General features: G+C 72.5%; 24 protein-coding genes and 2 tRNA genes. 17 read left to right on the top strand and 9 right to left on the bottom strand.

Annotated features, from left to right (window positions below; all coding sequences use genetic code 11):
• Positions 1-151 precede the first annotated feature (151 nt).
• The 3 genes from AB0K09_RS03040 to AB0K09_RS03030 all read left to right on the top strand — a co-directional run bounded on the left by AB0K09_RS03040 (position 152) and on the right by AB0K09_RS03030 (position 2075).
• The gene (locus AB0K09_RS03040; protein ID WP_366063479.1) at positions 152-607 is read left to right on the top strand and encodes a molybdenum cofactor biosynthesis protein MoaE; all 456 of its coding nucleotides are present in this window, start codon (positions 152-154) and stop codon (positions 605-607) included.
• A gap of 136 nt (positions 608-743) precedes the next feature.
• Positions 744-917: a hypothetical protein gene (locus AB0K09_RS03035; protein WP_366063478.1), complete on the top strand. Its 174-nt coding sequence runs from the start codon at positions 744-746 to the stop codon at positions 915-917.
• A gap of 66 nt (positions 918-983) precedes the next feature.
• A complete protein-coding gene (locus AB0K09_RS03030; protein WP_366063477.1) occupies positions 984-2075 on the top strand; it encodes a PDZ domain-containing protein in 1092 nt (363 codons plus the stop codon).
• A gap of 50 nt (positions 2076-2125) precedes the next feature.
• On the opposite strand, the gene AB0K09_RS03025 is transcribed toward AB0K09_RS03030, so the two are convergent.
• The gene (locus AB0K09_RS03025) at positions 2126-2704 is read right to left on the bottom strand and encodes a PPA1309 family protein (RefSeq protein ID WP_366063476.1); all 579 of its coding nucleotides are present in this window, start codon (positions 2702-2704) and stop codon (positions 2126-2128) included.
• A gap of 143 nt (positions 2705-2847) precedes the next feature.
• On the opposite strand from AB0K09_RS03025, the gene AB0K09_RS03020 reads away from it, so the two are divergent.
• The 4 genes from AB0K09_RS03020 to AB0K09_RS03005 all read left to right on the top strand — a co-directional run bounded on the left by AB0K09_RS03020 (position 2848) and on the right by AB0K09_RS03005 (position 8250).
• Positions 2848-5733: a UPF0182 family protein gene (locus AB0K09_RS03020; protein WP_366063481.1), complete on the top strand. Its 2886-nt coding sequence runs from the start codon at positions 2848-2850 to the stop codon at positions 5731-5733.
• Positions 5734-5780: 47 nt separating this feature from the next.
• Positions 5781-5854 (top strand) — tRNA-Met (locus AB0K09_RS03015).
• A gap of 218 nt (positions 5855-6072) precedes the next feature.
• The gene (locus AB0K09_RS03010; protein WP_366063475.1) at positions 6073-8085 is read left to right on the top strand and encodes a tetratricopeptide repeat protein; all 2013 of its coding nucleotides are present in this window, start codon (positions 6073-6075) and stop codon (positions 8083-8085) included.
• 91 nt (positions 8086-8176) lie between these two features.
• Positions 8177-8250, top strand: a tRNA-Met gene (locus AB0K09_RS03005).
• 116 nt (positions 8251-8366) lie between these two features.
• Here the strand turns inward: AB0K09_RS03005 and AB0K09_RS03000 are convergent.
• Positions 8367-8783 (bottom strand): Fur family transcriptional regulator, encoded by a 417-nt coding sequence (locus AB0K09_RS03000; protein ID WP_366063474.1) that lies wholly within the window; start codon positions 8781-8783, stop codon positions 8367-8369.
• Positions 8784-8925: 142 nt separating this feature from the next.
• Here AB0K09_RS03000 and AB0K09_RS02995 point away from each other — a divergent pair, with 142 nt between their 5' ends.
• Positions 8926-10413 (top strand): catalase, encoded by a 1488-nt coding sequence (locus tag AB0K09_RS02995; protein ID WP_366063473.1) that lies wholly within the window; start codon positions 8926-8928, stop codon positions 10411-10413.
• 90 nt (positions 10414-10503) lie between these two features.
• Here AB0K09_RS02995 and AB0K09_RS02990 read toward each other — a convergent pair whose 3' ends face one another.
• Positions 10504-10905 carry a CBS domain-containing protein gene (locus AB0K09_RS02990; RefSeq protein WP_366063472.1) on the bottom strand — a complete coding sequence of 134 codons (402 nt, stop codon included), beginning with the start codon at positions 10903-10905 and terminating at the stop codon, positions 10504-10506.
• Positions 10906-11073: 168 nt separating this feature from the next.
• Complete coding sequence (hisN, locus tag AB0K09_RS02985; protein ID WP_366063471.1) at positions 11074-11883, bottom strand: histidinol-phosphatase; 810 nt, start codon at positions 11881-11883, stop codon at positions 11074-11076.
• Between the two features lie 126 nt (positions 11884-12009).
• Here hisN and AB0K09_RS02980 point away from each other — a divergent pair, with 126 nt between their 5' ends.
• Positions 12010-12663: a TetR/AcrR family transcriptional regulator gene (locus tag AB0K09_RS02980; RefSeq protein ID WP_366063470.1), complete on the top strand. Its 654-nt coding sequence runs from the start codon at positions 12010-12012 to the stop codon at positions 12661-12663.
• On the opposite strand, the gene AB0K09_RS02975 is transcribed toward AB0K09_RS02980, so the two are convergent.
• The 4 genes from AB0K09_RS02975 to AB0K09_RS02960 all read right to left on the bottom strand — a co-directional run bounded on the left by AB0K09_RS02975 (position 12629) and on the right by AB0K09_RS02960 (position 16190).
• Positions 12629-12952: a multidrug efflux SMR transporter gene (locus AB0K09_RS02975; RefSeq protein WP_366063469.1), complete on the bottom strand. Its 324-nt coding sequence runs from the start codon at positions 12950-12952 to the stop codon at positions 12629-12631. The two genes, AB0K09_RS02980 and AB0K09_RS02975, sit on opposite strands and share 35 nt — an antisense overlap.
• A 125-nt stretch (positions 12953-13077) precedes the next feature.
• The gene (gene rsgA, locus AB0K09_RS02970; RefSeq protein WP_366063468.1) at positions 13078-14085 is read right to left on the bottom strand and encodes a ribosome small subunit-dependent GTPase A; all 1008 of its coding nucleotides are present in this window, start codon (positions 14083-14085) and stop codon (positions 13078-13080) included.
• A gap of 17 nt (positions 14086-14102) precedes the next feature.
• Positions 14103-15446 carry a 3-phosphoshikimate 1-carboxyvinyltransferase gene (aroA, locus tag AB0K09_RS02965; protein WP_366063467.1) on the bottom strand — a complete coding sequence of 448 codons (1344 nt, stop codon included), beginning with the start codon at positions 15444-15446 and terminating at the stop codon, positions 14103-14105.
• 27 nt (positions 15447-15473) lie between these two features.
• Positions 15474-16190 (bottom strand): M50 family metallopeptidase, encoded by a 717-nt coding sequence (locus AB0K09_RS02960; protein WP_366063466.1) that lies wholly within the window; start codon positions 16188-16190, stop codon positions 15474-15476.
• Between the two features lie 42 nt (positions 16191-16232).
• On the opposite strand from AB0K09_RS02960, the gene AB0K09_RS02955 reads away from it, so the two are divergent.
• From AB0K09_RS02955 to def, 8 genes are all read left to right on the top strand, one after another.
• Positions 16233-17072, top strand: a complete 840-nt coding sequence (locus AB0K09_RS02955) for an SOS response-associated peptidase (RefSeq protein ID WP_366063465.1) — start codon at positions 16233-16235, stop codon at positions 17070-17072.
• A 76-nt stretch (positions 17073-17148) separates the two neighbouring features.
• Positions 17149-17763, top strand: a complete 615-nt coding sequence (locus AB0K09_RS02950; protein WP_366063464.1) for an alpha/beta family hydrolase — start codon at positions 17149-17151, stop codon at positions 17761-17763.
• Between the two features lie 285 nt (positions 17764-18048).
• A complete protein-coding gene (locus AB0K09_RS02945; protein WP_366063463.1) occupies positions 18049-18735 on the top strand; it encodes a sigma-70 family RNA polymerase sigma factor in 687 nt (228 codons plus the stop codon).
• Complete coding sequence (rsrA, locus tag AB0K09_RS02940; RefSeq protein ID WP_366063462.1) at positions 18732-19115, top strand: mycothiol system anti-sigma-R factor; 384 nt, start codon at positions 18732-18734, stop codon at positions 19113-19115. The genes AB0K09_RS02945 and rsrA overlap by 4 nt, the downstream gene beginning before the upstream one ends.
• A gap of 143 nt (positions 19116-19258) precedes the next feature.
• Positions 19259-20563: an HD-GYP domain-containing protein gene (locus AB0K09_RS02935; protein ID WP_366063461.1), complete on the top strand. Its 1305-nt coding sequence runs from the start codon at positions 19259-19261 to the stop codon at positions 20561-20563.
• A 221-nt stretch (positions 20564-20784) separates the two neighbouring features.
• Positions 20785-21993: an HD domain-containing protein gene (locus AB0K09_RS02930; RefSeq protein ID WP_366063480.1), complete on the top strand. Its 1209-nt coding sequence runs from the start codon at positions 20785-20787 to the stop codon at positions 21991-21993.
• A 288-nt stretch (positions 21994-22281) separates the two neighbouring features.
• Complete coding sequence (locus AB0K09_RS02925) at positions 22282-23268, top strand: hypothetical protein (RefSeq protein ID WP_366063460.1); 987 nt, start codon at positions 22282-22284, stop codon at positions 23266-23268.
• A gap of 71 nt (positions 23269-23339) precedes the next feature.
• Positions 23340-23990: a peptide deformylase gene (gene def, locus AB0K09_RS02920; protein WP_366063459.1), complete on the top strand. Its 651-nt coding sequence runs from the start codon at positions 23340-23342 to the stop codon at positions 23988-23990.
• Between the two features lie 29 nt (positions 23991-24019).
• Here the strand turns inward: def and AB0K09_RS02915 are convergent, their stop codons facing one another.
• Complete coding sequence (locus tag AB0K09_RS02915) at positions 24020-24448, bottom strand: YciI family protein (RefSeq protein WP_366063458.1); 429 nt, start codon at positions 24446-24448, stop codon at positions 24020-24022.
• Between the last annotated feature and the right edge of the window lie 45 nt (positions 24449-24493).

Below are 24493 nucleotides of genomic sequence, written 5' to 3'. Positions count from 1 at the left end.
GCCTGAACCCGGCCGCCCGGCTGGTGCTGAACTCCGTCTTCCTCGACGAGTGCGTCAAGGCCGGCCTGGACTCGGCCATCGTGCACGCCAGCAAGTGCCGGGGCCGGACCGCCCATACCCATCGTCCGCCGGGTGCGGCACGATGGGTGCCATGGCCCGTACCCCGCATCCCGGTGAGCTCGCAGCCCCGGATCCCGTCCGTCTGCTCGCGATCCGCGACACCCCGCTCTCCGTCGACGAGGTCCTCGCGGCCGTCGGGGACGACGCCGCCGGCGGCACGGCCTTCTTCGTGGGCACCGTGCGCGATCACGACGGGGGCGAGGACGTCGCCCGGCTCGCCTACTCGGCGCACCCTTCCGCCGAGGCCGAGCTGCGCCGGGTCGCGGAGAAGGTCGCGGCGGACTTCCCGGTCCGGGCCATGGCGGCCGTCCACCGCGTGGGGGAGCTGGCCGTCGGCGACCTGGCCGTCGTGGTCGCGGTCGCCTGCCCGCACCGGGCGGAGGCCTTCGAGGCGTGCCGCCGCCTGATCGACGACCTCAAGCGGGAGGTGCCGATCTGGAAGCAGCAGAGATTCACCGACGGCCGGGACGAATGGGTCGGCGCATAGGGCCTGACGGGTCAATTCCGACCGCAGACGGTCCACTCCGGTTGCGTAACCGGCCCCCTGACGTAAGCGTTGAGACCGAAGACTACTAATCTGCTCATCAGTCAGTTGAGGATCGTGCAAGGGGTCGGAGGCCGGCATGGCGGCGCTCGCATGGTTGCTGATTCCCGTTGCCGCGGCCGTCGCGGCGGCCCTGTGGGGAAGCTGGGCGGCGCGTAACCGCAAGACCGGTGATGTCGCGGAACTGGCCGGTTACGCGCGTTTCCGTGAGGCGATGGAACGTTCCGAATCCGGTTCGGGTCCGGCTTCCTAGCGGGTTTCACCCCCGTACGGACCGCCCCGGGAGTGGACTGTCGGACCGGTCCCGTACTGTCGTTCCATGCCCCGCCGCACCGCGACGATGCTCGCCTCCCTCCTGATGCTGATCGCGCTGCTCTGCGCCGGCGTCCTGATCCCCGTGCCCTACGCGGAGATGTCGCCGGGCCCGACGGTCAACACCCTGGGAGAGCACGGCGGGGAGCCGGTCCTGCAGATCTCCGGGCACCAGACGTATCCGGCCGAGGGCCATCTGAACATGACGACGGTCCGGGTCACCGGCTCGCAGTACCGGATGAACCTGTTCGAGGCGGTCTACGGCTGGCTGGCGCACGACGACCTGGTGGTCCCGCACAGCACGCTCTACCCCGACGACAAGTCGCCGGACGAGCTGAACCAGGAGACGGCGGAGGAGTTCAGCCAGTCCCAGGAGAGCGCCAAGGTGGCGGCGCTCAAGCAGCTCGGCATACCGGTCGGCACCCGTGTCGTGGTGGCGTCCGTGGTCAAGGGCAGCCCCGCCGAGGGCCGGCTGCACGCCGGTGACGTGATCAAGGCGGTGGACGGCGCCGGGGTCACCCAGCCGGGCGATGTCGCCAAGCTGGTCACCAAGCACCAGCCGGGCCAGAAGGTCACCTTCCGGGTCGTTCCGGCCAAGGAGGCGGCCGCCGCCGAGAAGGAGAAGCGCCAGCCCAAGGTGGAGGACGAGGTCGCGCTGGTCACCGCCAAGGCCCCGGAGGACGCCCAGCGCGCCATCGTCGGCATCCAGGCGGGGACGGCCCACACCTTCCCCTTCACGATCAACATCAAGCTCGCCGACGTCGGCGGACCGAGCGCCGGGCTGATGTTCGCCCTCGGGATAGTCGACAAGCTGACCCCGGGCGATCTGACCGGCGGCAAGTTCGTGGCCGGCACGGGCACGATCGACGACAACGGCAAGGTCGGCCCGATCGGCGGCGTCGAGATGAAGACTGTCGGGGCCCGCTCGAAGGGCGCCCGCTTCTTCCTGACGCCCAAGGAGAACTGCGCGGCCGCCGCCAAGGACAGGCCCTCGGGCCTGACCCTCGTGAAGGTCGAGACGATAGCGGACGCGATGACGTCCCTCCAGAAGATCAGCAAGGGGGACACGGCCGGCCTGCCGCAGTGCGCGGCAGGCTGACCGGGGCCCCCTTCCCGAACCCGGAGCGCTCCGGGCCGTCAGGCGCGCGCTCAGTCCTCGAAGGTCGCCGCGAGGGCCTCGGCCAGGCCGGGGACCAGGTCCGGCCCGGTGAGCACCTCGGTCGGGGAGTCCTTCTCCCGCAGCCGGATGGCGGACTCGCGGGCGCCGTCGCGCAGCACGGCCACCGTCATCCGGACCTCCTGCCGCTCCGGGTGCCGGGCGACCCAGGCGGCCAGCTGCTTGTCGTTCATGCCGTGGGGCACGGAACCCTCGGCGGACGGCGGCAGCATCTGCCGCTCCACGGTCAGGGCGCAGCCCGTCACGGCGTCCGGCCAGGCGATCCGGCCGAGGAACTCGTCCAGGGGAGTGCCGGGCGGCAGCTCGTCCTGCTCGATGGGGGTGTACGAGGTGCTGCCCGAGGCTGCCTCGGCCAGCCCGAGCTGGTCGGCCAGGCCGGGCTCCTGGGCCCGCAGCTTGGCCGTGTCGACCAGGGCGAAGAGCCGGGCGGGCTGGTCCCAGCCCAGGCCGGAGGCGTATTCGTCGATCTCGAGGACGGCCCGGGTCAGCGGACCGGCGGCCATGGGGGTGCCGGATTCGGGGGGTGTGGGGGAGTCACTGTTGCTGGACATGGTCAATATCGTGCCCTGACAGGGGCCGAAATCGGGAACCGAGTAAAGCCTCGGTAAGTTGCCACACTGGGTCCTACTATCGCTGGGCCTGATCGACAGCTCCATCGACAGCGAACTTCGAGGTGCCTACCTTGGCTTTCCAGATGCCGGACCGCGGCGGAGGCCCGACAGGGCCACGGATCAGAGTCGGCCGACCGTCGCGGCGGATCCGGACCCTCCTCATGACCCTGGGCGTGCTGGCCGTCCTGGCCATGCTCTTCGTCATGTTCGCCGGGTTCTGGACGGACTGGCTCTGGTACCGCTCGGTCCACTACTCCTCGGTGTTCACCACCACCCTCGGCACCAAGATCGGCCTGTTCGCCGTCTTCGGCCTGCTGATGGCCCTGGCGGTGGGGGCCAACATCTGGCTCGCGCACCGGCTGCGGCCGCCGCTGAGCGCGATGTCGATGGAGCAGCAGAGCCTCGACCGCTACCGGATGAGCATCGCCCCCTACAAGAAGTGGGTGCTGCTGGCCGTGGCGGCCCTGGTCGGGCTGGTCGCGGGCGCCTCGGCGGCCGGCCAGTGGCGGACCTGGCTGCAGTGGGTCAACGGCGTGCCCTTCGGGCAGACCGACCCGCAGTTCCACAAGGACATCGCGTTCTACACGTTCGACCTGCCCTGGTACCGCTTCCTGCTGAGCTTCGGCTTCGCCGCGACCGTGCTGTCGCTGATCGCCGCCGCCCTGGTGCACTACCTCTACGGCGGGCTCCGGCTGACCAGCCCCGGCGAGCGGGCCACCGCCGCGGCCACCAGCCATCTGTCCGTGCTGCTGGGCCTCTTCGTGACGCTCAAGGCCGTCGCGTACTGGCTCGACCGGTACGGGCTGGCCGTGAAGTCGAGCGGGCTGAAGTCGACCGACGGCTGGACGGGGCTGCGCTACGTCGACGCCAACGCCTATCTGCCGGCCAAGACGATCCTCTTCATCATCGCGCTGATCTGCGCCGTGCTCTTCTTCGCCACGCTCTGGCGGCGCACCTGGCAGCTGCCGGTGATCGGCTTCGGCCTGATGGTGCTCTCGGCGGTGCTGATCGGCGGGCTGTACCCGGCGATCGTGCAGAAGTTCCAGGTCCAGCCGAACGAGCAGGCCAAGGAGGCGCCGTACATCAAGAAGAACATCACGGCCACCCGCCAGGCCTACGGGATCGACGGCACCGACGTGAAGGACTACCCCGGCACCAGCGACCTCAACGGCAAGAACAAGGACACCCTGCGGTCCGCCGCCAACTCCACGGCCAGCCTGCGGATGCTGGACCCGAACATCGTCTCCCCCGCCTTCCAGCAGGAGCAGCAGGTCCGGGGCTTCTACCAGTTCCCGTCCATGCTGGACGTCGACCGCTACAAGGTGGACGGCAAGGAGCAGGACACGGTCATCGGTCTGCGCGAGCTCAACATCAAGGGCATCCCCGAGCACAACTGGATCAACGACCACTTCAAGTACACCCACGGCTACGGCGCGATCACCGCGCGGGGCACCTCCACCGACACGGCCGGCGCCCCGGACTTCACCGAGAAGAAGCTGCCGACCGAGGGTGTCCTCGGCTCGTACGAGCAGCGGGTGTACTACGGCGAGAAGACCACCCAGTACTCGATCGTCGGCGGCCCGCAGAAGGAGCTGGACCACCCCAGCGACCAGGGCGAGGAGAGCTACCGCTACCAGGGCAAGAGCGGTGTGAGCCTCTCCAACCCGGTCAACCGCGCGGCCTACGCCGTGGCCTTCGGGGAGCCGCAGATCCTCTACTCCGGCGCCATCGGCGAGGGCTCGCGGATCCTGTACAACCGCACGCCCAAGGAGCGCGTCGAGGCGGTCGCCCCCTGGCTGACCATCGACGGCGACGCCTACCCGGCGGTGGTGGACCATCGCATCCAGTGGATCGTGGACGCCTACACCACCACCAACGGCTATCCGTACGCCTCCCGCACCACGCTCGGTGACACCACCGCCGACTCGTTGACGACCGGTCAGCGGGCGGTGGTCGCGCAGCAGAACCAGGTCAACTACATCCGCAACTCCGTCAAGGCCACCGTGGACGCCTACGACGGCACGGTCACGCTGTACCAGTGGGACACCAAGGACCCGGTGCTCAAGACCTGGATGAAGGCCTTCCCGGGCACGGTGAAGCCGAAGAGCGCGATCGGCTCGGACCTGATGGACCATCTGCGCTACCCGCAGGACCTGTTCAAGGTCCAGCGCGAGCTGCTCACCCGCTACCACGTCACCGACCCCGGCACGTTCTACACCGGCAGCGAGCGCTGGCAGGTCCCCGACGACCCGACCAACAAGAAGGGTGACGCGGTCCCGCCGTACTACCTGAGCATGAAGATGCCGGACCAGCAGAAGCAGACCTTCTCGCTGACCACGACCTTCACGCCCAAGAACCGGCCCAACCTCGGCGCCTTCATGGCCGTCGACGCCGACGCCAAGAGCTCCGGCTACGGCAGCATCAGAATCCTGAAGCTGCCCTCGGAGACCACGGTCTGGGGCCCCGAGCAGGCGCAGAGCAAGTTCAACGGCCACACGCCCGTCGCCGACCAGATCAACATCTGGAAGAAGGGCGACTCCGAGGTCGACTACGGCAACCTGCTGACCGTGCCGCTGGAGGGCGGGCTGCTGTACGTGGAGCCGGTCTACATGCGCGGTACGGGCTCGAACTACCCGCTCCTGAAGAAGGTCCTCGTCAACTACGGCGAGAAGATCGCCTTCAGGGACACCCTCGACGAGGCGCTCGACGAGGTGTTCGGCGACCGGCCCCCCGGCACCGGCACCCAGCCGCCCACCCAGGGCACCACGAAGCCGCCCACCGAGAACCCGACGGTCAAGCAGGCCGTGAAGGACGCCCAGGACGCCTTCGACGCCGGGCAGAAGGCGCTCGACAAGAAGCCGCAGGACTGGGCGGCCTACGGCAAGGCCCAGCAGGACCTGAAGGACGCCCTCGACCGGCTGGCCAAGGCCCAGGCCGCGGCCGAGGGAGGCGGCAAGCCCGGCAGCTGACGGGGGCCATCGCCCCGCGTCGCCGTGGTACGGTTGTTCCACAACGACGCGGGGTGGAGCAGCTCGGTAGCTCGCTGGGCTCATAACCCAGAGGTCGCAGGTTCAAATCCTGTCCCCGCTACTGAAAGACGGAAGGCCCGGATCCTCCAGGATCCGGGCCTTCGTCATGCCCGGCACACCCAGGACGCCCGACCCGCCCTGTCTGTGCGGGTTATGTGCGGGGCTTTTGATTAGAGTTTGGGGCACCGTTGTGTCGGGAAGTCGGGAAGTCGACAAAACGCTGAAGTGACCTCACTGGCTGCGGTATTCCAGGTGTACGCAGGTTGCGGGAGTGCGACGATGGGACTTATGGGGGACAGGGCGAGGCTGTTGGAGACCCGTCGGCTTGTGCAAGCTCCCGGTGCCGGGAGCGATCAGGAGGACCGCGACCCGTCGTCCTCGGACCCGGACGGTCCGCAGAGAGGGAGCATCCCCGCGCAGGCGGTAGCCTCCCCGTCGCAGACGTCCCCGTCGCGGGAGTCCTTCGCCACCTATGCCGGCGAGGCGGCCGACCTCGAGCTGGAGACCGCCCGCCGCCGCGCGACCGAGTGCGGCGACCCCGCCTCCCTGAGCATGCTCGGCGCGCTCCTGCTGCGTCGGGGCGATCTCGACGGCGCCGAGCGTCATCTGCGCGCCGCCACCGCCGAGGGCGACCGCTCCGCCGCCAACAACCTCGGCGTCCTGCTGCACCAGCGCGGCTACCCGGACGAGGCCGCCGGATGGTGGCGGGTCGCCGCCGTCGCCGGCTCGGCGGCCGCCGCCCACGCGCTCGGCCGCTACCACCGCGAGCGCGGCGACGAGCCCGCCGCCGAGTACTGGCTGCGCCAGTCCGCCGAATCCGGCCACGCGCTGGGCGCCTACGCCCTCGCGGATCTGCTCGAACACCGCAGCGACGTCGGCGCGGAGCGCTGGTTCCGCGCCGCCGCCGAGCGCGGCCACCGCGAGGCGGCGTACCGCCTCGCCCGGATACTCGACGGTCGCTCGCCGCGCCGCGCCCCCGCCGACGAGCCGGGGGCGAGCCTCGTCCCCTCCACCGGCACCCGGCGCGTGAGCGTCGGCGGCGGCGACACCTCGGTGCGGGAACTGCGCGCCGCGGCCGCCGCCGTACGCCCCGACACCTCCGCGGAGGCCGAGCAGTGGTACCGGCAGGCCGCCGCCCGCGGCCACCGGCGTGCCGCCCTGCACCTGGGCACCCTGCTGGAGGGCCGCGGCGAGACCCAGGAGGCCGCGCGCTGGTACCTGACGTCCGCCAAGGACGGCGAACCGCGCGCCGCCTGCGCCCTGGGCTTCCTGCTGCGCGACGCCGGCGACCTCGAGAGCGCCGCCGTCTGGTGGCGCCGCGCCGCCCAGGAGGGCGACGGCAACGCCGCCAACGCCCTCGGCGCCCTGCACGCCGACCGGGGCGAGCCCCAGCAGGCCGAGCGCTGGTACCGCACGGCGCTCGACGCGGGCGACGTCAACGGCGCGTACAACCTCGCGCTGCTCTGCGCCGAGCAGGGCCGCACCACCCAGGCCGAGCAGTGGTACCGCCGCGCCGCCTACGCCGGGCACCGTGAGGCCGCCAACGCCCTCGCCGTCCTGCTGCTCCAGGGCGGCGACCCGTCCGGGGCGGAACCGTGGTTCTCCAAGGCCGCCGAGGCCGGCAGCGTCGACGCCGCGTTCAACCTGGGCATCCTCCACGCCGGGCGGGACGACGAGCAGACCGCCGTCCAGTGGTACGAGCGCGCTGCCGCCGCCGGACACACCGAGGCGGCCCTCCAGGTCGCCATGATCGTGCTGCGGGACGGCGGCGCCGACGACGTCGAGGAGGCCGAGCGGTATCTGCGCATCGCCGTGCGCGGTGACGGCCCGGAGGCCGCCTTCCGGCTGGGCGCGCTCCTCGACCGGGCCGCCGACGGGGACGACACCGCGCGGCGCGACGAATGCGAGCAGTGGTACGAGCGTGCCGCGCTGAAGGGGCACCGCCGGGCCCAGGTACGGCTCGGCATGCTGCGCGCGGAGCGCGGCGACGTCGTCGAGGCCGCCCACTGGTACCGCGAGGCCGCCGAGGCGGGCAGCCGCAACGGCGCGTTCAATCTGGGCCTGCTGCTGGCCCGCGAGGGCAGCGAGCCGGAGGCCGCGATGTGGTGGGCGCGCGCCGCCGAGGCGGGGCACGGCCGCGCCGCGCTGCGGCTCGCCCTGCTGGCCGCCCGGCACGGCGATCTCGCCGAGGCCGAGACCTGGTGCGCCCACGCGGTCGAGCTGGGCCCGCCCGAGGTCGCCGAGCGCGCCGCGCGGCTGCGGGAGGCGCTGCGCCAGGAGCTCTCGGCATGACGGCTGGGGCTGCTGTGGCTGATGTGACGCGCGTAGCCGATCGGCGACGTTTGCGCTGGCCGTGCCGAGCGGGTTAAGGTGGTCTCACCGACGCGGGGTGGAGCAGCTCGGTAGCTCGCTGGGCTCATAACCCAGAGGTCGCAGGTTCAAATCCTGTCCCCGCTACTGAAACGAAGGCCCGGATCCTTGGATCCGGGCCTTCGTCGTGCTCCCGGCGTCTCACGCCCCGGCCGTCGTGCTCCTGGACGTCTCACGCCCCGGCCGTCGTGCTCCCGGACGTCTCACGCCCCGGCGCAGTTCGGGCACAGGCCGCGGTACGTCACCTCGACCGCCGAGAGCTCGAAGCCGAAGCGCTCCTCCGTCGGCAGGCCGCCCAGCAGGTCCCCGGTGGGGTGGACGTCGCGGATGGTCCCGCACCGCGAGCAGACCAGGTGCTGGTGCGCGTGGTGGGCGTTCGGGTCGTAGCGCTTGGCGCGGCCGTCCGTGCTCACCTCGAGGACCTCGCCCAGCGAGACCAGCTCGCCGAGCGTGTTGTACACCGTCGCCCGGGAGATCTCCGGCAGCAGCTCCGCCGCCTTGGCGTGCACTTCGTCGGCGGTGTAGTGCACGTGGTCCCCGTCGAGCACCTCGGCGACGACGCGTCGCTGTGCGGTCAGCCGCCAGCCGCGTCCCCGGAGTCGTTCCAGCAGGTCACTCATGCCATTCACCCATCAGTCAGATAGCAACAGCGTAGCAGCGGGCTCTGTCCACCCATGGAATCGGTATTTGTGTCAGGTCGGTATTGACTTAGACAAAGTCCAATGTAGGATCGGGCCCAGCTGAAGCCAAGGGACAGTCGAGATGACGGAGGCGTACGTGTCGGTTCAGGGCCAGACCGAAACCAGCGGACCGCTGACCACGGAGTCCGGTGCTCCGGTCGCGGACAACCAGAACAGCGAGACCGCGGGCCTCGGCGGCCCCGTCCTGATCCAGGACCAGCTGCTGCTCGAGAAGCTCGCCCACTTCAACCGGGAGCGCATCCCGGAGCGCGTCGTGCACGCCCGCGGCGCCGGCGCGTACGGCACCTTCACGGTGACCCGGGACGTGACCCAGTGGACCCGGGCGAAGTTCCTGTCCGAGGTCGGCAAGCAGACCGAGACGTTTCTGCGCTTCTCGACGGTCGCCGGCAACCTCGGTGCCGCGGACGCCGTGCGCGACCCGCGCGGTTTCGCGCTGAAGTTCTACACCGAAGAGGGCAACTACGACCTCGTCGGCAACAACACCCCGATCTTCTTCATCAAGGACGCCATCAAGTTCCCCGACTTCATCCACACCCAGAAGCGTGACCCGTACACGGGCTCGACGGAGGCGGACAACGTCTGGGACTTCTGGGGCCTGTCGCCGGAGTCCACGCACCAGGTGACCTGGCTCTTCGGTGACCGGGGCATCCCCGCCTCGTACCGCCACATGGACGGCTTCGGTTCGCACACCTACCAGTGGAACAACGAGGCCGGCGAGGTCTTCTGGGTCAAGTACCACTTCAAGACCGACCAGGGCATCAAGAACCTCACCCAGGACGAGGCGAACAAGCTGGCCGGCGAGGACCCGGACAGCCACCAGCGCGATCTGCGCGAGGCCATCGAGCGCGGCGAGTTCCCGACCTGGACCGTGCAGGTGCAGATCATGCCAGCGGCCGACGCGGCGACGTACCGCTTCAACCCGTTCGACCTGACCAAGGTCTGGCCGCACGCGGACTACCCGCCGATCGAGATCGGCAAGCTGGAGCTCAACCGCAACCCGGAGAACGTCTTCGCCGAGGTCGAGCAGGCCGCCTTCTCGCCGGCGCACTTCGTGCCGGGCATCGGCCCGTCCCCGGACAAGATGCTCCAGGGCCGGCTCTTCGCCTACAGCGACGCCCACCGCTACCGCGTCGGCATCAACGCCGACCACCTGCCGGTCAACCGGCCGCGCGCCACCGTGGCCCGCACCTACGGCCGTGACGGCTACGCCTACGACGGCCGGCACGGCAGGGCCAAGAACTACGAGCCCAACAGCTTCGGAGGTCCGGCCGAGACCGGCCGGCCGCTGTGGCAGTCCAGCCCGGTGACCGGGCAGACCGGCAACACCGAGGCCCCCTCGCACGCCGAGGACAACGACTTCGTCCAGGCGGGCAACCTCTACCGGCTGATGTCGGAGGAGGAGAAGGGCCGTCTGATCGGCAACCTCGCCGGCTTCATCGCCAAGGTGTCCCGCGACGACATCGTCGAGCGCGCGATCGACAACTTCCGCCAGGCGGACCCCGACTACGGCAAGCGGCTGGAGGCCGCGGTCCAGGCCCTGCGCGGCTAGACCGATCGCTTGCCGTACCCACCGGAGGGGCCGGACGCCACTGGGCTCCGGCCCCTCCGGCCCGTTCTCCCGCTCCCGGGGCGTGCCGTCTCAGACGGCGAGCGCGCCCTCCCGGCCGCGGGCGGGCGCCCAGCAGCGCAGGATGTCGCGGACCGAGACGACGCCCACGGGCTCGTTGCGGTCCAGCACGATCAGATGCCGGAAGCCGCCGTGCGCCATGGCCGCGGCGGCTTCCTCCAGGGTCCACTCCGGAGCCGCGAAGACGACGTCCGTGGTCGTGTGGCTGTGGGCCTTCTCGTGGTCGGGGTCCTGCCCGGCGCCGAGCGAGTTGAGGATGTCCCGCTCGGTGAGGATGCCGGGTCCGCTGGTGTCGGGGTCGAGGACGACTGCCGCGCCTATCCTGCGCGCGGACATCATCCGCGCTGCCTGCCGGAGGGTGTGTGCGGGGCCGATGGTGAGGACCAGGGTGCTCATGGCGTCGCGGACGAGCATGGCCGGTGAGCCACCTCCTTCGTCAACTCCGGGCGCGTCGGCTCCGGACGCTCGCACAGCCGCTCAGAGAAGCTGTTCACAAGTTCACAAGCGCCGGGTTGTCATCGTCACACGCCGCCGCGAGGACCGGCAAGGGGTGGACGGCCGCCCGTCCCGCCGGGTCACCCGTTACCGTGGCCGCAGATGGTTCAGCAGTTCGTCGTGGAGCAGCCCGTTCGACGCGGCGGCGTTCCCGCTGTGCGGGCCCGGGCGTCCGTCCAGGCCGGTGAAGGAGCCGCCCGCCTCCTGCACGATGACCGCGTTCGCCGCCATGTCCCACAGCGACAGCTCAGGCTCGGCGCACATGTCCACCGAGCCCTCGGCCACCATCATGTACGGCCAGAAGTCGCCATAGCCGCGGGTGCGCCAGCAGGCCCGAGTCAGACCGAGGAAGCCCGGCAGCATGCCGCGCTCCTCCCAGCCGGTCAGCGAGGAGTACGCGAACGACGCGTCCTCGACGCGCTCCACCCGGGACACACTCAGCCGCGTCGCCGACGTCAGGCTGCGGCCGGTGTACGCCCCGGAGTCCTTCGCCGCCCACCACCGGCGGCCCAGCGCGGGGGCCGACACGACGCCCACCACCGGCTGGTAGCCGGCCGCGCCCCGGTCCTCGACGTGCACCATCAGCGAGATCAGGGTGGCCCACACCGGCACCCCGCGGACGTAGTTCTTGGTGCCGTCGATCGGGTCGATCACCCAGCGGCGCGGACCCATGCCCTCGCTGCCGAACTCCTCGCCCAGCACCGCGTCCCGGGGCCGGGCGCGCTGGAGATGACCGCGGATCAGCTCCTCGGCGGCCTTGTCCGCCTCGCTCACCGGCGTCATGTCCGGCTTCGTCTCGACCTTGAGGTCGAGGGCCTTGAACCGGTCCATGGTCGCCGCGTCGGCGGCGTCCGCCAGGACGTGGGCCAGGCGCAGATCATCGTGGTAGTCCGACATGTCTTGCACATTACCCCTGGCCATGGCCGCGCCACGCGCAGCCCGGCCGGGCTCTTGACACCGTCTGGCGGCACGTCAATTCTGTGGCCCCAACCGTCGTGCGGCCGTATGGCCGAGGAGGCGACGATGCCCGCGGCACGTGAGCTCTTGCTGGACGCGGCCTTCACAGCGCTCGGCGCCCGTCCCTGGCACGGGGTACGGATGGTCGACGTGGCGGCCGCCGCCGGGGTCTCCCGGCAGACCCTCTACAACGAATTCGGCAGCAAGGACGGCCTGGCCCGCGCCCTGGTGCGGCGCGAGGCCGACGCCTTCCTCGCCGGCGTGCGGCGTTGCCTGGCCGACACCACGGCCCAGGGCGGCGCCGACGCCGGTGACTGCTGCGCGGCCGCCGCCATATGGACCCTGCGTGCCGCGCGCGCCAATCCACTCGTCCGGGCGGCGCTCACCGGCTGCCGCGGCGAGCGACTGCCCGCGGCCGCGACCCCCGTCGTGCCCGCCCAGCGCGGCCCCGGCGGGGTGCTGTCGGTGCGGGGGACGCCCACGCCCGGGGCGCTGGCCGAGCGGATCCGCGACAGCACGATCGGCGCCATCGGGGACACCGTCCGGCAGGCGGCGCCGGACGGCCCGTACGACACCCTGCGGGCCTGCGAGGCGGCCGTGCGGCTCACGCTGTCCTACGTCGTCGTCCCGGCCGCTTCGGACGAGGCGGCGGCCGAGGAGATCGCCCGGCTCGTCCGTGTCCTGCTCAGCTCTCCAGACCCGACAGCTGGAGTCCGATGACCCCCACAATGACCAACGTGATCGAGACAATCTTCAGGACGGACACCAGGTCGCCCAGGAAGACCATGCCGTAGATGGCCGTCCCCGAGGCGCCGATGCCGGTCCACACGGCATAGGCGGGGCCGACGTCGAGCTTGCGCAGGGACAGCGTCAGCAGACCGAAGCTGCCGAGCGCGAAGCACGCGAACGCGATCGTCGGCCAGAGCCGGGTGAAACCGTGCGAGAGCTTGAGACAGACGGCGAAACCGGTTTCCAGCATTCCGGCGACCACGACCAGCAGCCACGCCATCAGTTATGCCTCCCGTGTCCGTGACCGCTCCGGTACGGGCCGGTGCGCGGTTCCGGTCCCGTTGTCCGTCCGGCCCGGTGTCCTTCATGCCCTTGCCGTCGGCGGTCAATCGCAAACGTAGGCGATCAGTCGCCTTCGTGCCGCTCCCTCGTGGCCAGCAGCCGGCGCAGCGAGTACAGCCGCTGCGGGTCGGCGTGACCCTGTGCGACCCACTCGTCGAGGGCGCAGTCGGGCTCGTCGTGGCTGCACGCGCGCGGGCAGCCCTCGGTGCCCGGTTCGAGGTCGGGGAAGGCGTGGATCACCCGGGAGGGGTCGACGTGGGCGAGCCCGAAGGACCGCACGCCCGGGGTGTCGATGACCCAGCCCGCGCCGTCCGGAAGGGGCAGGGCCAGCGCCGATGTGGTGGTGTGGCGGCCGCGGCCGGTGACCGCGTTGACCCGGCCGGTGGCCCGCTGCCGGTCGGGGACGAGGGCGTTGACCAAGGTCGTCTTGCCGACGCCGGAGTGCCCGACGAACGCCGTGACGCGGCCCGCCAGCCGGTCGCGGACGCGCTGGGCGGCGTCACCCTCCGCGAGCTCGTCACGGCTGGTGACCACGTAGCGCACGCCGAAGGCCCCGTAGGAGTCCATCAGTTTTTCCGCCGGAGCCAGGTCCGACTTTGTCAGAACGAGCAGCGGCTCCAGGCCCGCGTCGTAGGCCGCGACCAGACAGCGGTCGATCAGCCGGGGCCGCGGTTCGGGGTCGGCGAGGGCGGTGACGATCGCCAGCTGGTCGGCGTTGGCGACCACCACGCGCTCGTACGGGTCGTCGTCGTCGGCCGTGCGGCGCAGCACCGAGCTGCGCTCCTCGACGCGGACGATCCGGGCCAGGGTGTCCTTCGCGCCGCTGAGGTCGCCCACCACCGCGACCCGGTCGCCGACGACGACGCCCTTGCGGCCCAGCTCCCGCGCCTTCATGGCCGTGATCGTGCGGTCCCCGACCAGAACGGTCAGCCGGCCGCGGTCGACGGTGACGACGAAGCCCTCGGCCGCGTCCTCGTGCTTGGGGCGGATGCTCGTGCGGGGGCGGTTGCCCTTGCGGTTGGGGCGGACGCGGACGTCGTCCTCGTCGGTGTGCTTGCCGTAGCGGCGCATGGGTCTTTCCCGGTCTCTCAGGCTCTCGGCACCGTCGCCCCGGCGGCGGAGCCGAGCATGCCGGTCCACAGCTCGGGGAAGTCCGGGAGTGTCTTGGCGGTGGTGGCGACGTTCTCCACCCGGACGCCGTCGACGGCGAGGCCGATGACGGCGGCCGCGGTGGCCAGCCGGTGGTCCTCGTAGGTGCGGAAGACACCGCCGTGCAGCGGACGCGGGCGGATGACCAGCCCGTCCTCGGTCTCGGAGACGTCGCCGCCGAGTTCGTTGATCTCCTTGGCCAGGGCGGCCAGCCGGTCGGTCTCGTGCAGCCGCAGGTGCGCGATGCCGCGCAGCACGGACGTCGAGTCGGCCAGGGCGGCGACGGCCGCGATGACGGGGGTGAGCTCGCCGACCTCGTGCAGGTCGGCGTCGATGCCGGTGATCCTGCCGGTGCCGGTGAAGGTCAGCCCGGCCTCGGTGAGCTCGCAGGAGCCGCCCATGGCGGTGAAGATGTCGCGCAGCGCGTCACCCGGCTGGGTCGTGTGCGCCGGCCAGTCCGGGATGGTGACCCGGCCGCCGGTGACCAGGGCGGCCGCCAGGAACGGCGCCGCGTTCGACAGGTCGGGCTCGACGACCAGGTCGCGGCCGAGCAGGGCGCTGGGGGAGACCCGCCAGACGTTCGGCTCGCCGCCGGCCTCCGGCGTGTCGACCTGGGCGCCGGCCGCGCGCAGCATGTCGACGGTCATCCGGATGTGCGGCAGGGACGGCAGGGCGGCACCGACGTGGCGGACCTCGACGCCCTGGTTGAAGCGCGGACCGGAGAGCAGCAGGGCGCTGACGAACTGCGAGGACGAGGAGGCGTCGATCTCCACCGGGCCGCCGTCGAGCGCGCCGGCGCCGTGGACGGTCATCGGCAGGGCGCCGCGGTCGTTGTCCTCGATGCGGGCGCCGAGCGCGCGCAGCGCGTCGATCACGCCGTGCAGCGGCCGCTCGTAACTGCGCGGGTCGCCGTCGAAGCGGACGGGACCGTCGGCCAGGGCGGCCACGGGCGGCAGGAAGCGCATGACGGTGCCGGCGTTGCCGACGTCGACGGTGGCCGGGCCGTGCGGATGGGCGGGGATCACGCGCCAGGCCTCACCGGTCCCGTCCGGGCCCACCCCTTCCTCGATGCCGACGCCCATCGAACGCAGGGCCTCCGCCATCAGCAGGGTGTCGCGGGAGCGCAGCGGGCGGCGCAGCCAGCCCGGCTCGGAGGCCAGGGCGGCGAGCACGAGGCCGCGGTTGGTGACCGACTTCGACCCTGGCACGGTGACGGTCGCGTCGACGGCTCGGGTGGCGAGCGGGGCGGGCCAGAGGTCGGGATGCGCGGGGCTCTCGGTCATGTCCCTAACCTTACTGGCGCGTGCGCCCTACAGACCGAGCAGCCAGCGGCCGCCGCCGGTCAGGGCGGTGAGCGAGACGACGTGGAAGAGCGCCAGCCACACCACGGCGGGCAGGCTCGTCAGCCGCGCCAGCTGGTCCGCGTCCGAGTCCGGGGCCCCGCCGTGCCGCCGCTTGCGTTGCAGTTCGAACGGCGGCCGTATCCCGCCGAGCAGCAGGAACCACACCACTCCGTAGGCGAACGCCGCCTGTACCTCCGGGCCCGTCAGCCAGGAGACCAGCCCGAACGCGGCACCGGCCAGCACCACGGTCAGCGCCCCGTAGGCGTTGCGGATCATCACCAGCATCGCGGCGAGCAGCGCCGTCGCGCCCCACAGCAGCGCGGTGATGTGCCCGGCGGCCAGCAGCCAGGCGCCGGCGAGGCCGAGCAGGGAGGGCGCGGTGTAGCCGGCGGCGGCCGTGAGGACCATGCCGAGGCCGCTGGGGCGGCCGCGCGAGACGGTCAGCCCCGAGGTGTCCGAGTGCAGCCGGATGCCGTCCAGACGACGCCCGCTGAGCAGCGCCACGAGCGCGTGCCCGCCCTCGTGCGCGATGGTGATCGCGTTGCGGGTGAGGCGCCAGGCCCGGTAGGGCACCACCGCCGCGAGCGCCACGGCCCCGGCCACGACGACCAGCCACACGGCGGGATGGGGCTGGGTGCCCAGGACGCGCTCCCACAGGGCGGTGGCCGTCGTACTGCTGTCCATGTGGTGACCTGCTCCTTGCGTCTTCGTGGCAGTGTGGCACTCATGTGCGGTCGATATGCGGCGAGCCGGAGGCCGGAGGACCTCGTCGGGCTCTTCGAGGTGGAGAAGTGGGAACCGGAGGAGACGCTGGCTCCGGACTGGAACGTGGCGCCGACGAAGAGCGTCCACGCGGTGCTCGAACGTCCTCTGAAAGACGCCGCCGACCGGCGTCCGGTTCGCCAGCTGCGCACCCTGCGCTGGGGGCTGGTCCCCTCCTGGGCGAAGTCGCCGGAGGGCGCGGCGAAGATGATCAACGCGCGGGCGGAGACGGTGCACGAGAAGCCGTCCTACCGGCGTGCCTTCGAGTCGCGCCGCTGTCTGCTCCCGGCGGACGGCTACTACGAGTGGGTCACCGGTGAGCGGGAGCGCGAGCTGGAGGAGCGCGGCCTGCGCAAGCGCACGCGCAAGCAGCCGTACTTCGTCACCCCCGCCGACGGCTCGGTGATGGCGCTGGCGGGGCTGTACGAGTTCTGGCGCGACCCGAAGCTGCCGCCGGACCATCCGGCGGCCTGGTGGGTGACGTGCACGGTGCTCACGACGGCGGCCGAGACCGAGCCGTTCGCCGGGGCGGGGGCCGGCGGCGCGGGCGCGGGCGACGAGCCCGGGCCGCGCTCGCTGGCGGAGATCCACCCCCGGATGCCGCTGGTGCTGCCCCCGGACCGCTGGTCGGTCTGGCTGGACCCGTCCCGCACGGACCCGGAGGAGCTGCGCTCCCTGCTCACCCCGCCGGCACCCGGGTCCCTACGGGCCTACCCGGTCTCCACGGCGGTCAGCGACGTGCGCCGGAACGGGCCCGAGCTGCTGACCGAGCTGGCGGCGCCGGAGGAGTCGACGCTGTTCTGAGCCGGCCGGACGGCACGATGGTCCCGTGACCACGCAATCAGCACGGACAGCACGGACAGCGGCATCCGTCCGGACGGTGCCGACGTCCGCCGGGGACGGCCGTATCCACTGGTACCCGGCGCGCGGCACGGCGCGCCTCGTGCTCGCCCTTGGGCACGGCGCGGGCGGCGGTGTGGAGGCGCGCGACCTCCAGGCCCTCGCGGCCGCGCTGCCCGCGCACGGCGTCACCGTCGCCCTGGTCGAGCAGCCCTGGCGGGTGGCCGGCCGGAAGGTCGCCCCGGCGCCGAAGACGCTCGACGCGGCGTGGCGGGAGCTGTGGCCCGCGCTGGCCGCGGCGGGCCCGCCCGTCGTCGCGGGCGGTCGCAGCGCGGGCGCGCGCGTCGCCTGCCGCACGGCCGGCGAGCTGGGCGCGGCCGGCGTCCTCGCCCTCAGCTTCCCGCTGCACCCGCCGGGCAAGCCCGAGAAGTCCCGGGCGGACGAGCTGACCGCCACCGGACTGCCCACCCTCACGGTCCAGGGCGCCCGTGACCCGTTCGGCCGCCCCGAGGAGTTCCCGCCCGGCCACGAGCCGGTCGCCGTGCCGTACGGCGACCACGGCTTCGCCGTGCCGAAGAAGGCGGACATCGGCCAGGACGACGCCCTGGGCCTGCTCACCGAGGCCGTCGCCGCCTGGCTCGCCGGACTGTTCTGAACGCGCACTTGACATATTCGCGAGGACGGGAATGAGACAGCGGGGTCCGCTGTTGTGTCCTGCGTAGATTCCCGGCAGTACGTACGCATCGGCACAGACGAAGGAATGGGAGCTCCCCGCATGGGTTCGATCGCATGCCCGTCCCGCCCGCAGACGGCCGACCTCGGATGGGCGGTCCTCGGCGTGGCCCAGCCGGCCGTGGCTGGAGCGGCGGGTGAAGCGGATCGTCGTCTATTCTCCGATTCGAGCGGGTCCGTTTCGGGCTACGCCAGGGTGCTGGAGGAGGTGGGTCCGGTCGCTGGGACCGACGCGGGGGCCGATGACAGCCGCGAGGGCCGGAGCACGGAGAGCACGTCCGAGCGCAACGCCCGCTTCGAGCGGGACGCCCTGACCTTCCTGGATCAGATGTACTCGGCCGCCCTGCGGATGACGCGCAATCCCGCGGACGCGGAGGACCTCGTGCAGGAGACGTACGCCAAGGCGTACGCGTCCTTCCACCAGTTCCGCGAGGGCACCAACCTCAAGGCGTGGCTGTACCGCATCCTGACCAACACGTTCATCAACTCGTACCGCAAGAAGCAGCGCGAGCCGCTGCGCAGCGCGTCCGAGGAGATCGAGGACTGGCAGCTGGCCCGCGCCGAGTCCCACATGTCGACCGGGCTGCGCTCCGCCGAGTCCCAGGCGCTCGACCACCTTCCCGACTCCGATGTCAAGGAGGCCCTCCAGGCCATCCCCGAGGAGTTCCGCATAGCGGTCTACCTCGCGGATGTCGAGGGCTTTGCGTACAAGGAGATCGCGGACATCATGGGTACCCCCATCGGCACGGTGATGTCCCGGCTGCACCGCGGCCGTCGTCAGCTGCGCGGACTGCTCGAGGACTACGCCCGCGAGCGCGGTCTGGTCCCCGCCGGGGCCGGCTCCGCGCCGAACGGTTCCGACGGGACGCACAATCGGAAAGGCTCGGACTCATGAGCTGCGGAGAGCCGCACGAGACGGACTGCTCTGAAGTCCTCGACCACCTCTACGAGTTCCTCGACCACGAGATGCCCGCCGGCGATTGCGCCAAGTTCGAGACGCACATCGACGAATGCTCGCCGTGCCTGGAGAAGTACGGGCTGGAGCAGGCGGTGAAGAAACTCGTCAAGCGCTGCTGCGGCCACGACGACGTCCCCGCCGACCTGCGGTCCAAGGTCATGGGCCGCATCCAGCTCATCCGGGCTGGGCAGGCGGTCCCCGATCTGGACGTGGTCGCCGAGGCCCGTGCCGCCGAGGCCGAGGCCGCCGGCCGGGCCGCGGGCAAGCAGGCCGGCACGGCGGGCGGCACGGCCGCCTCCACCGGTCTGCAGGACTGACGCGCCCCGGGACGCGCCGAAACCGCCCGGCCGGGGAACATCACCCGAACGGACGGTGCAATACCGGGATCCGCGTTCAGTGCCCGTCCGTCGCCCTATTCTCCCCTTCCTGACAGCAGGCGACGGGACGGGGAGGAGGCGCCATGGGGGCGGTGCCGGCGGCGGGGCTCGCGTACATCGCGTGTGCCGTACTGGCTGCCGCCGGATGTATCGCCCCGGCCCTGGGCGCGGACGTGCCCTGGACCGCCGTCGCCCTGCTGGCCTGCGTCTGCGCCGCCTGCGAACGGCTGCCCCGCCGCCCCCTCACCCTCCCCGTGCTGCTCGCGGGCGCCCTTCTGCTGCCGCCGGGCGCGGCAGGGCTGATCGCCGTGCCGGGCGCGCTGCTCGGCCGGGTCGGGCGCCGGCCCGTGGTGCTGCGCCGCGTGTGGCACGCCGCCCAGTTCGCGCTGGCCACGGCCTGCGCCTCCTACGTCTTCTCCTGGGCCGCCGCCCCGGCCGGCGGGCTGCCGTACGCCCTGCTCCCCGCGCTGGCCGCCGCATTCGCCCTGGCGCTCGCCGTCGCCGTGCTGGACGGTGGCGTGCTCGTCGCCGCGGAGGGCCGCCCGGCGCGCACCGCCTGGCACGGGCCGCTGCCGGGTGTGCTGGTGCCGCCGCTGATCCACGGGCCGACCGGGCTGATGATCGCCCTCCTGTGGCGCAGCCCGTACGGGCCGGCCGCGGCGCTGCTCGTCCTGCTGCCGCTGTCCGTCTCCGCCCTGGTCCTCGACCGCTGCCGGCGCGAGCGCGCCGCCCACCGAGCCACCATCCGGGCGCTCGTCCAGGCCGTCGACCTCAAGGACCGCTACACCCGCGGGCACGGCGAGCGCGTCGGCCGGGCCTCCGTGCTCATCGCCCGCGAGCTGGGCATGGCCGGCGAGCGGCTCGAAGCGGTCCGGTTCGCCGGGATCCTGCACGACATCGGCAAGCTCGGCGTCCCCACCCGCCTGCTGCGCAAGAACGGCCCGCTGACCACCGAGGAGCGCCGGATCATCGAACTCCACCCCGAGTACGGGCACGAGATGGTGCGCGGCATCGGCTTCCTGGACGAGGCGCGCGCCGCGATCCTCCACCACCACGAGCGGCTGGACGGCACCGGCTATCCCTACGGACTGAAGGGCCATCAGATCCCCGAGTTCGCCCGGGTCGTCGCGGTCGCCGACGCCTTCGACGCCATGACCTCCACCCGCAGCTACCGCCGTGCCCGGCCCGTCCCCGCGGCGCTCGCCGAACTCCACCGCTGCGCCGGCTCCCACTTCGACCCCCGCATGGTCGACGCCCTCACCCGCGCCCTCGACCGCCACGGCTGGCACCCGGCCGTCACCGCCGACACCACGGAGCCTTCGGTTCCGGTCAGCCGAAACGTCCCTCTTGATCACTGTTCCGTCACGACGCGGGGCACGGCCGAATGACCCCCCACGCCCGCGCGGATCGCGCCGAAGCCGAAGCCGAAGCCGAAGCCGAAGCCGAAGCAGAAACAGAACCCGAAGCCGAACCCGAGGCCCAGGCCGGCCCGGCGACGGGAGCCGGGGCGGACGCCCGGGCCGTGCCCCCGCGCCCCTCCTACCCGCCGGACGTCCCGGCCCCTCCCGCCGCCCGGCGTGCCGCTCCCGGGAGCGGGCTCGTGCGCGGGGTGCACGGGATCGCCGCGCTGGCGGCCGTGGCCGCGCTCGCCTGGACCGCGTGGCGCGGGGTCGCCGACCCCGGCGTCGCCCTGGCGTACGGGGTGCTGATCGCGCTGGGCGAGGCCGTGCGGCGCGGCCCCCGGCGTAGCGGGCCGGGGGTGCGGGAGGCGGCCCCGCTCGGTGCCGCCGGGACGCTCGCCTACGCGCTGCTCGGCGAGGTCGGCGGGGAGCCCACCTCGCACGGTGCCCCGCAGGTCGTGGCCGTCGTCCTGGGAGCCACGCTCGCCGGGGCCGTCGGCCGGCCGCCCGCGCTCGACCGGCTCGCGCGCCGCGTGCTGAACGCCGCCTTCGCGGCCGTCTGCTTCCAGCCGCTGCACCACGCCGGGGTCCTCGCCCGCTGGCCCGGTCACGGCCCGTACTACGTGCTCCTGCTGCTGGTCCTGCTCGCCCTCACCGCCCTGTGCGACGCCGTGCTCGCCGCCGCGCTCACCCGGGCCCGCACCGGGGGCCCGTACGGGCCGGTCCTGCGGGACGAACTGCGGTCCCTGCCCGGCATCGGCACGGCCGTCGGGGCGACCGGCGTCGTCATGGCCCTGGCCGTCGCGGCGGCCGGGCTGTGGGCGCTGCCCGCGCTCTCCCTGCCCCTGCTCGTCACGCAACTGTCCGTGCACCGCTACGAGGCCGTCCGCGCCACCCGCCGGCAGACCATCGCCTCGCTCGCCCGCGCCACGGAGATCGCCGGCTACACCCCGGCCGGCCACGCCCGCCGCGTGGCGGGCCTGAGCCGGGCCGTGGGCAGGGAACTCGGCCTGTCCGGGGCGGACCTCACCGTCGTGGAGCACGCCGCGCTGATGCACGACATCGGCCAGCTCTCGCTCCTCGACCCGGTGCCCGCCGGGGCGACCGAGCCCCTGCCGCCCGAGGAGCGGCGCCGGATCGCCCTGCTCGGCGGGGCCGTCGTGCGCCGCACCGGCGTGCAGGCCGAGGTCGCCGTGGTGGTCGAACGGCAGGCGGATCCCTACCGCGACCAGCCGCTCACCGCGCGTATCGTCCGTACCGCCAACGCCTACGACGACCTCACCGCCGACCCGGCGTGCGGCCCGCTGCGCGCGCTGGAGCGCCTGCGCCTGTCGACCGCGCACGACCACGAGCCCCGGGTGGTGGAGGCGCTCGCGAGGGTGCTCGCCCGCGGCGGCCCCGCACCACCGGACCTCTGAGACTCGGGGGCGATCCCGAGTACCACCATGAACCCACGGGTAATGAGCGGGCGTCCGAAGGGGCATGGTTGGATGCGAAGAAGACGAAGAGAATGACGTGAACGCGGAATCGGGGGGTGTCGTGCGCACCGTCGTCGGCAAGGAGGTCTGGTGGGCACCGTTCCCCGGAGCGCGTGAGCCGTGGCGGTCCGCCGTCGGGACGGACGGCGCCCGGCACGTGGTCCATCCGGGGTGGTCGCCCGCGGCGAGACGCGCGACAGCCCACGCAGAAACCGGCAGGCGGGAATCGTGAAGATCTTCGGCAAGGTGCGGCACCGGCCTTCCGCCTCATGGCGGCAGGCCACCGACCGTGCCTTCACTCTCATCGGCGACGGCCGGTACGAGGACGCGGGCGCGCTGCTGACGCGCGCGGCCGACATGGAGCCGTGGCTCTCCGAGTCGTGGTTCAACCTCGCGCTCCTGCACAAGTTCCGGCACGACTGGGAGCAGGCCCGCGCGGCCGGCCTGCGCGCCGTCGCGCTGCTGGACCGCGAGACCGGCGCCCCGGACTGGTGGAACGTGGGCATCGCCGCCACCGCCCTCCAGGACTGGCCGCTGGCCCGCCGCGCCTGGCAGGCGTACGGGCTGCGGGTGCCCGGCGAGGGCGGCCCGGTCGGCGAGCCGGTCGGGATGGAGCTGGGCAGCGCGGCGGTGCGGCTCTCCCCGGAGGGCGAGGCCGAGGTCGTCTGGGGCCGCCGGCTCGACCCCGCGCGGATGGAGGTGCTGTCCATCCCGCTGCCGTCGTCCGGCCGCCGCTGGGGCGAGGTCGTGCTGCACGACGGCGTCCCGCACGGCGAGCGCGTCACGGCCGCCGGGCCCTCCTACCCGGTCTTCGACGAGATCGAGCTGTGGGCCCCTTCGCCCGTGCCGACCTGGGTGGTGCTGCTGGAGGCCGCGACGGAGGCCGACCGGGACGCCCTGGAGCGGCTCGCGGCCGACGCCGGCTTCGCCGCCGAGGACTGGTCGTCCTCGGTGCGCCTGCTGTGCCGCACCTGCTCCGAGAGCCGGATGCCCAGCGACGAGGGCGACGGCGAGCACCTCGACCCGCACGACCACAGCGAACCCGGCCACCCCGGCCCGCTGGGCCACCGCACGGCCGGCTCCGGCTCGCTGTGGGTGCCCGAGCGCGAGTGCGGCATCGCCGCGCCCGCCGGGCTGGTGCGCGGCCTGCTGGACGGCTGGGTCGCCGACAGCCCCGACACCCGGGAATGGCGGGATCTCGAAGAGGTCTGCTGAGAGCGGGCAGCCATCCCCCCGTACCCTGTACAGATAACGTTTTCGGGTTGTGAGAGAGGCATACGGCGGACATGGCGCAGCAAGACACTGAGCAGTCGGTGACCGAGGAGACCGGGAAGGCCGCCTCCGAGTTCATCGTGGACACCGAGGACTGCGAGGAGCGCGAGCGCGCCCACCGCGAGCGCGGCACGTCCCGTCCGATCACCGTCGTCGGCAACCCCGTCCTGCACAAGGAGTGCCAGGACGTGACCGAGTTCGACGACGAGCTCGCGAAGCTCATCGACGACATGTTCGCCAGCCAGCGCACCGCCGAGGGCGTGGGCCTGGCCGCCAACCAGATCGGCGTGGACCTCAAGGTCTTCGTCTACGACTGCCCCGACGACGAGGGCGTCCGCCACGTCGGCCACGTCTGCAACCCGGTCCTCGACGAGCTGCCGGCCGAGCGCCGCGTCCTCGACGACTCCAACGAGGGCTGCCTCTCGGTCCCGACCGCCTACGCCCCGCTGGCCCGCCCCGACTACGCGGTCGTCCGCGGCCAGGACCTGCACGGCAACCCGATCGCCGTCGAGGGCACGGGCTACTTCGCGCGCTGCCTCCAGCACGAGACGGACCATCTGTACGGCCGCCTCTACATCGACCGCCTCTCCAAGCGCGAGCGCAAGGACGCGCTGAAGCAGATGGCCGAGGGCATCCCGCGCTACCCGGTCGTCCCCAACGAGTGACCCGCCCCCGGGGGCTCGACGCCCCCGGGCTACTGCTGCGCCCTGTTGCGCAGTTCCTCGCGCAGGGCCTCCTCGCGGGCCGCGTCCTCGGGGGAGAGGACGTCGGCCGGGAAGTCGGAGGGCTCGAAGATCTGCCGGACCTCGACCGTCCCCTCCCGGAAGGGGATGCGCCGGGCCCACTCCAGGGCCTCGTCCATGGAGCCGGCCTGAATGATCCAGTAGCCGGCGATCAGCTCCCGGGTGTTGCCGAAGGGCCCTTCCGTGACGACGGGAGGGCCCCCGGAGTACGTCACGCGCGCACCCCGGGAGCTGGGGAACAGCCCGTCGCCGGCGAGCATCGCGCCCGCCCGGACCAGCTCGTCGTTGTACCGGCTCATCTCGGCGATCATCTCCTTGGCCGGCAGCTCGCCGGCCTCGGACTCCTCGCTCGCCTTGACGATCATCATAAAACGCGGCATCGCGTGTCTCCGTTCGTCCGGGTCCACTGGGTTCCCGGACGGGAG

The organism is Streptomyces sp. NPDC049577 (assembly GCF_040675635.1).
In the GTDB taxonomy this organism is placed as follows: Bacteria; Actinomycetota; Actinomycetes; order Streptomycetales; family Streptomycetaceae; genus Streptomyces.
Note: the sequence above shows the minus strand (reverse complement) of the source record. Positions and strands in the feature narration are given on the sequence as shown.

What these genes read in the sequence shown, in the direction of transcription:
- AB0K09_RS03025 (WP_366063476.1), bottom strand. Translation starts at nt 2,704, where the DNA reads ATGTCCAGCAACAGTGACTCCCCCACACCCCCCGAATCCGGCACCCCC.
- AB0K09_RS02960 (WP_366063466.1), bottom strand. Translation starts at nt 16,190, where the DNA reads ATGGACAGCAGTACGACGGCCACCGCCCTGTGGGAGCGCGTCCTGGGC.
- AB0K09_RS02955 (WP_366063465.1), top strand. Translation starts at nt 16,233, where the DNA reads ATGTGCGGTCGATATGCGGCGAGCCGGAGGCCGGAGGACCTCGTCGGG.
- AB0K09_RS03040 (WP_366063479.1), top strand. Translation starts at nt 152, where the DNA reads ATGGCCCGTACCCCGCATCCCGGTGAGCTCGCAGCCCCGGATCCCGTC.
- AB0K09_RS02915 (WP_366063458.1), bottom strand. Translation starts at nt 24,448, where the DNA reads ATGCCGCGTTTTATGATGATCGTCAAGGCGAGCGAGGAGTCCGAGGCC.
- AB0K09_RS02990 (WP_366063472.1), bottom strand. Translation starts at nt 10,905, where the DNA reads ATGCTCGTCCGCGACGCCATGAGCACCCTGGTCCTCACCATCGGCCCC.
- AB0K09_RS02995 (WP_366063473.1), top strand. Translation starts at nt 8,926, where the DNA reads ATGACGGAGGCGTACGTGTCGGTTCAGGGCCAGACCGAAACCAGCGGA.
- AB0K09_RS03030 (WP_366063477.1), top strand. Translation starts at nt 984, where the DNA reads ATGCCCCGCCGCACCGCGACGATGCTCGCCTCCCTCCTGATGCTGATC.
- AB0K09_RS02935 (WP_366063461.1), top strand. Translation starts at nt 19,259, where the DNA reads ATGGGGGCGGTGCCGGCGGCGGGGCTCGCGTACATCGCGTGTGCCGTA.
- AB0K09_RS03020 (WP_366063481.1), top strand. Translation starts at nt 2,848, where the DNA reads ATGCCGGACCGCGGCGGAGGCCCGACAGGGCCACGGATCAGAGTCGGC.
- hisN (WP_366063471.1), bottom strand. Translation starts at nt 11,883, where the DNA reads ATGTCGGACTACCACGATGATCTGCGCCTGGCCCACGTCCTGGCGGAC.
- AB0K09_RS02975 (WP_366063469.1), bottom strand. Translation starts at nt 12,952, where the DNA reads ATGGCGTGGCTGCTGGTCGTGGTCGCCGGAATGCTGGAAACCGGTTTC.
- AB0K09_RS03000 (WP_366063474.1), bottom strand. Translation starts at nt 8,783, where the DNA reads ATGAGTGACCTGCTGGAACGACTCCGGGGACGCGGCTGGCGGCTGACC.
- AB0K09_RS02980 (WP_366063470.1), top strand. Translation starts at nt 12,010, where the DNA reads ATGCCCGCGGCACGTGAGCTCTTGCTGGACGCGGCCTTCACAGCGCTC.
- AB0K09_RS03010 (WP_366063475.1), top strand. Translation starts at nt 6,073, where the DNA reads ATGGGACTTATGGGGGACAGGGCGAGGCTGTTGGAGACCCGTCGGCTT.
- AB0K09_RS03035 (WP_366063478.1), top strand. Translation starts at nt 744, where the DNA reads ATGGCGGCGCTCGCATGGTTGCTGATTCCCGTTGCCGCGGCCGTCGCG.
- rsrA (WP_366063462.1), top strand. Translation starts at nt 18,732, where the DNA reads ATGAGCTGCGGAGAGCCGCACGAGACGGACTGCTCTGAAGTCCTCGAC.
- def (WP_366063459.1), top strand. Translation starts at nt 23,340, where the DNA reads ATGGCGCAGCAAGACACTGAGCAGTCGGTGACCGAGGAGACCGGGAAG.
- aroA (WP_366063467.1), bottom strand. Translation starts at nt 15,446, where the DNA reads ATGACCGAGAGCCCCGCGCATCCCGACCTCTGGCCCGCCCCGCTCGCC.
- rsgA (WP_366063468.1), bottom strand. Translation starts at nt 14,085, where the DNA reads ATGCGCCGCTACGGCAAGCACACCGACGAGGACGACGTCCGCGTCCGC.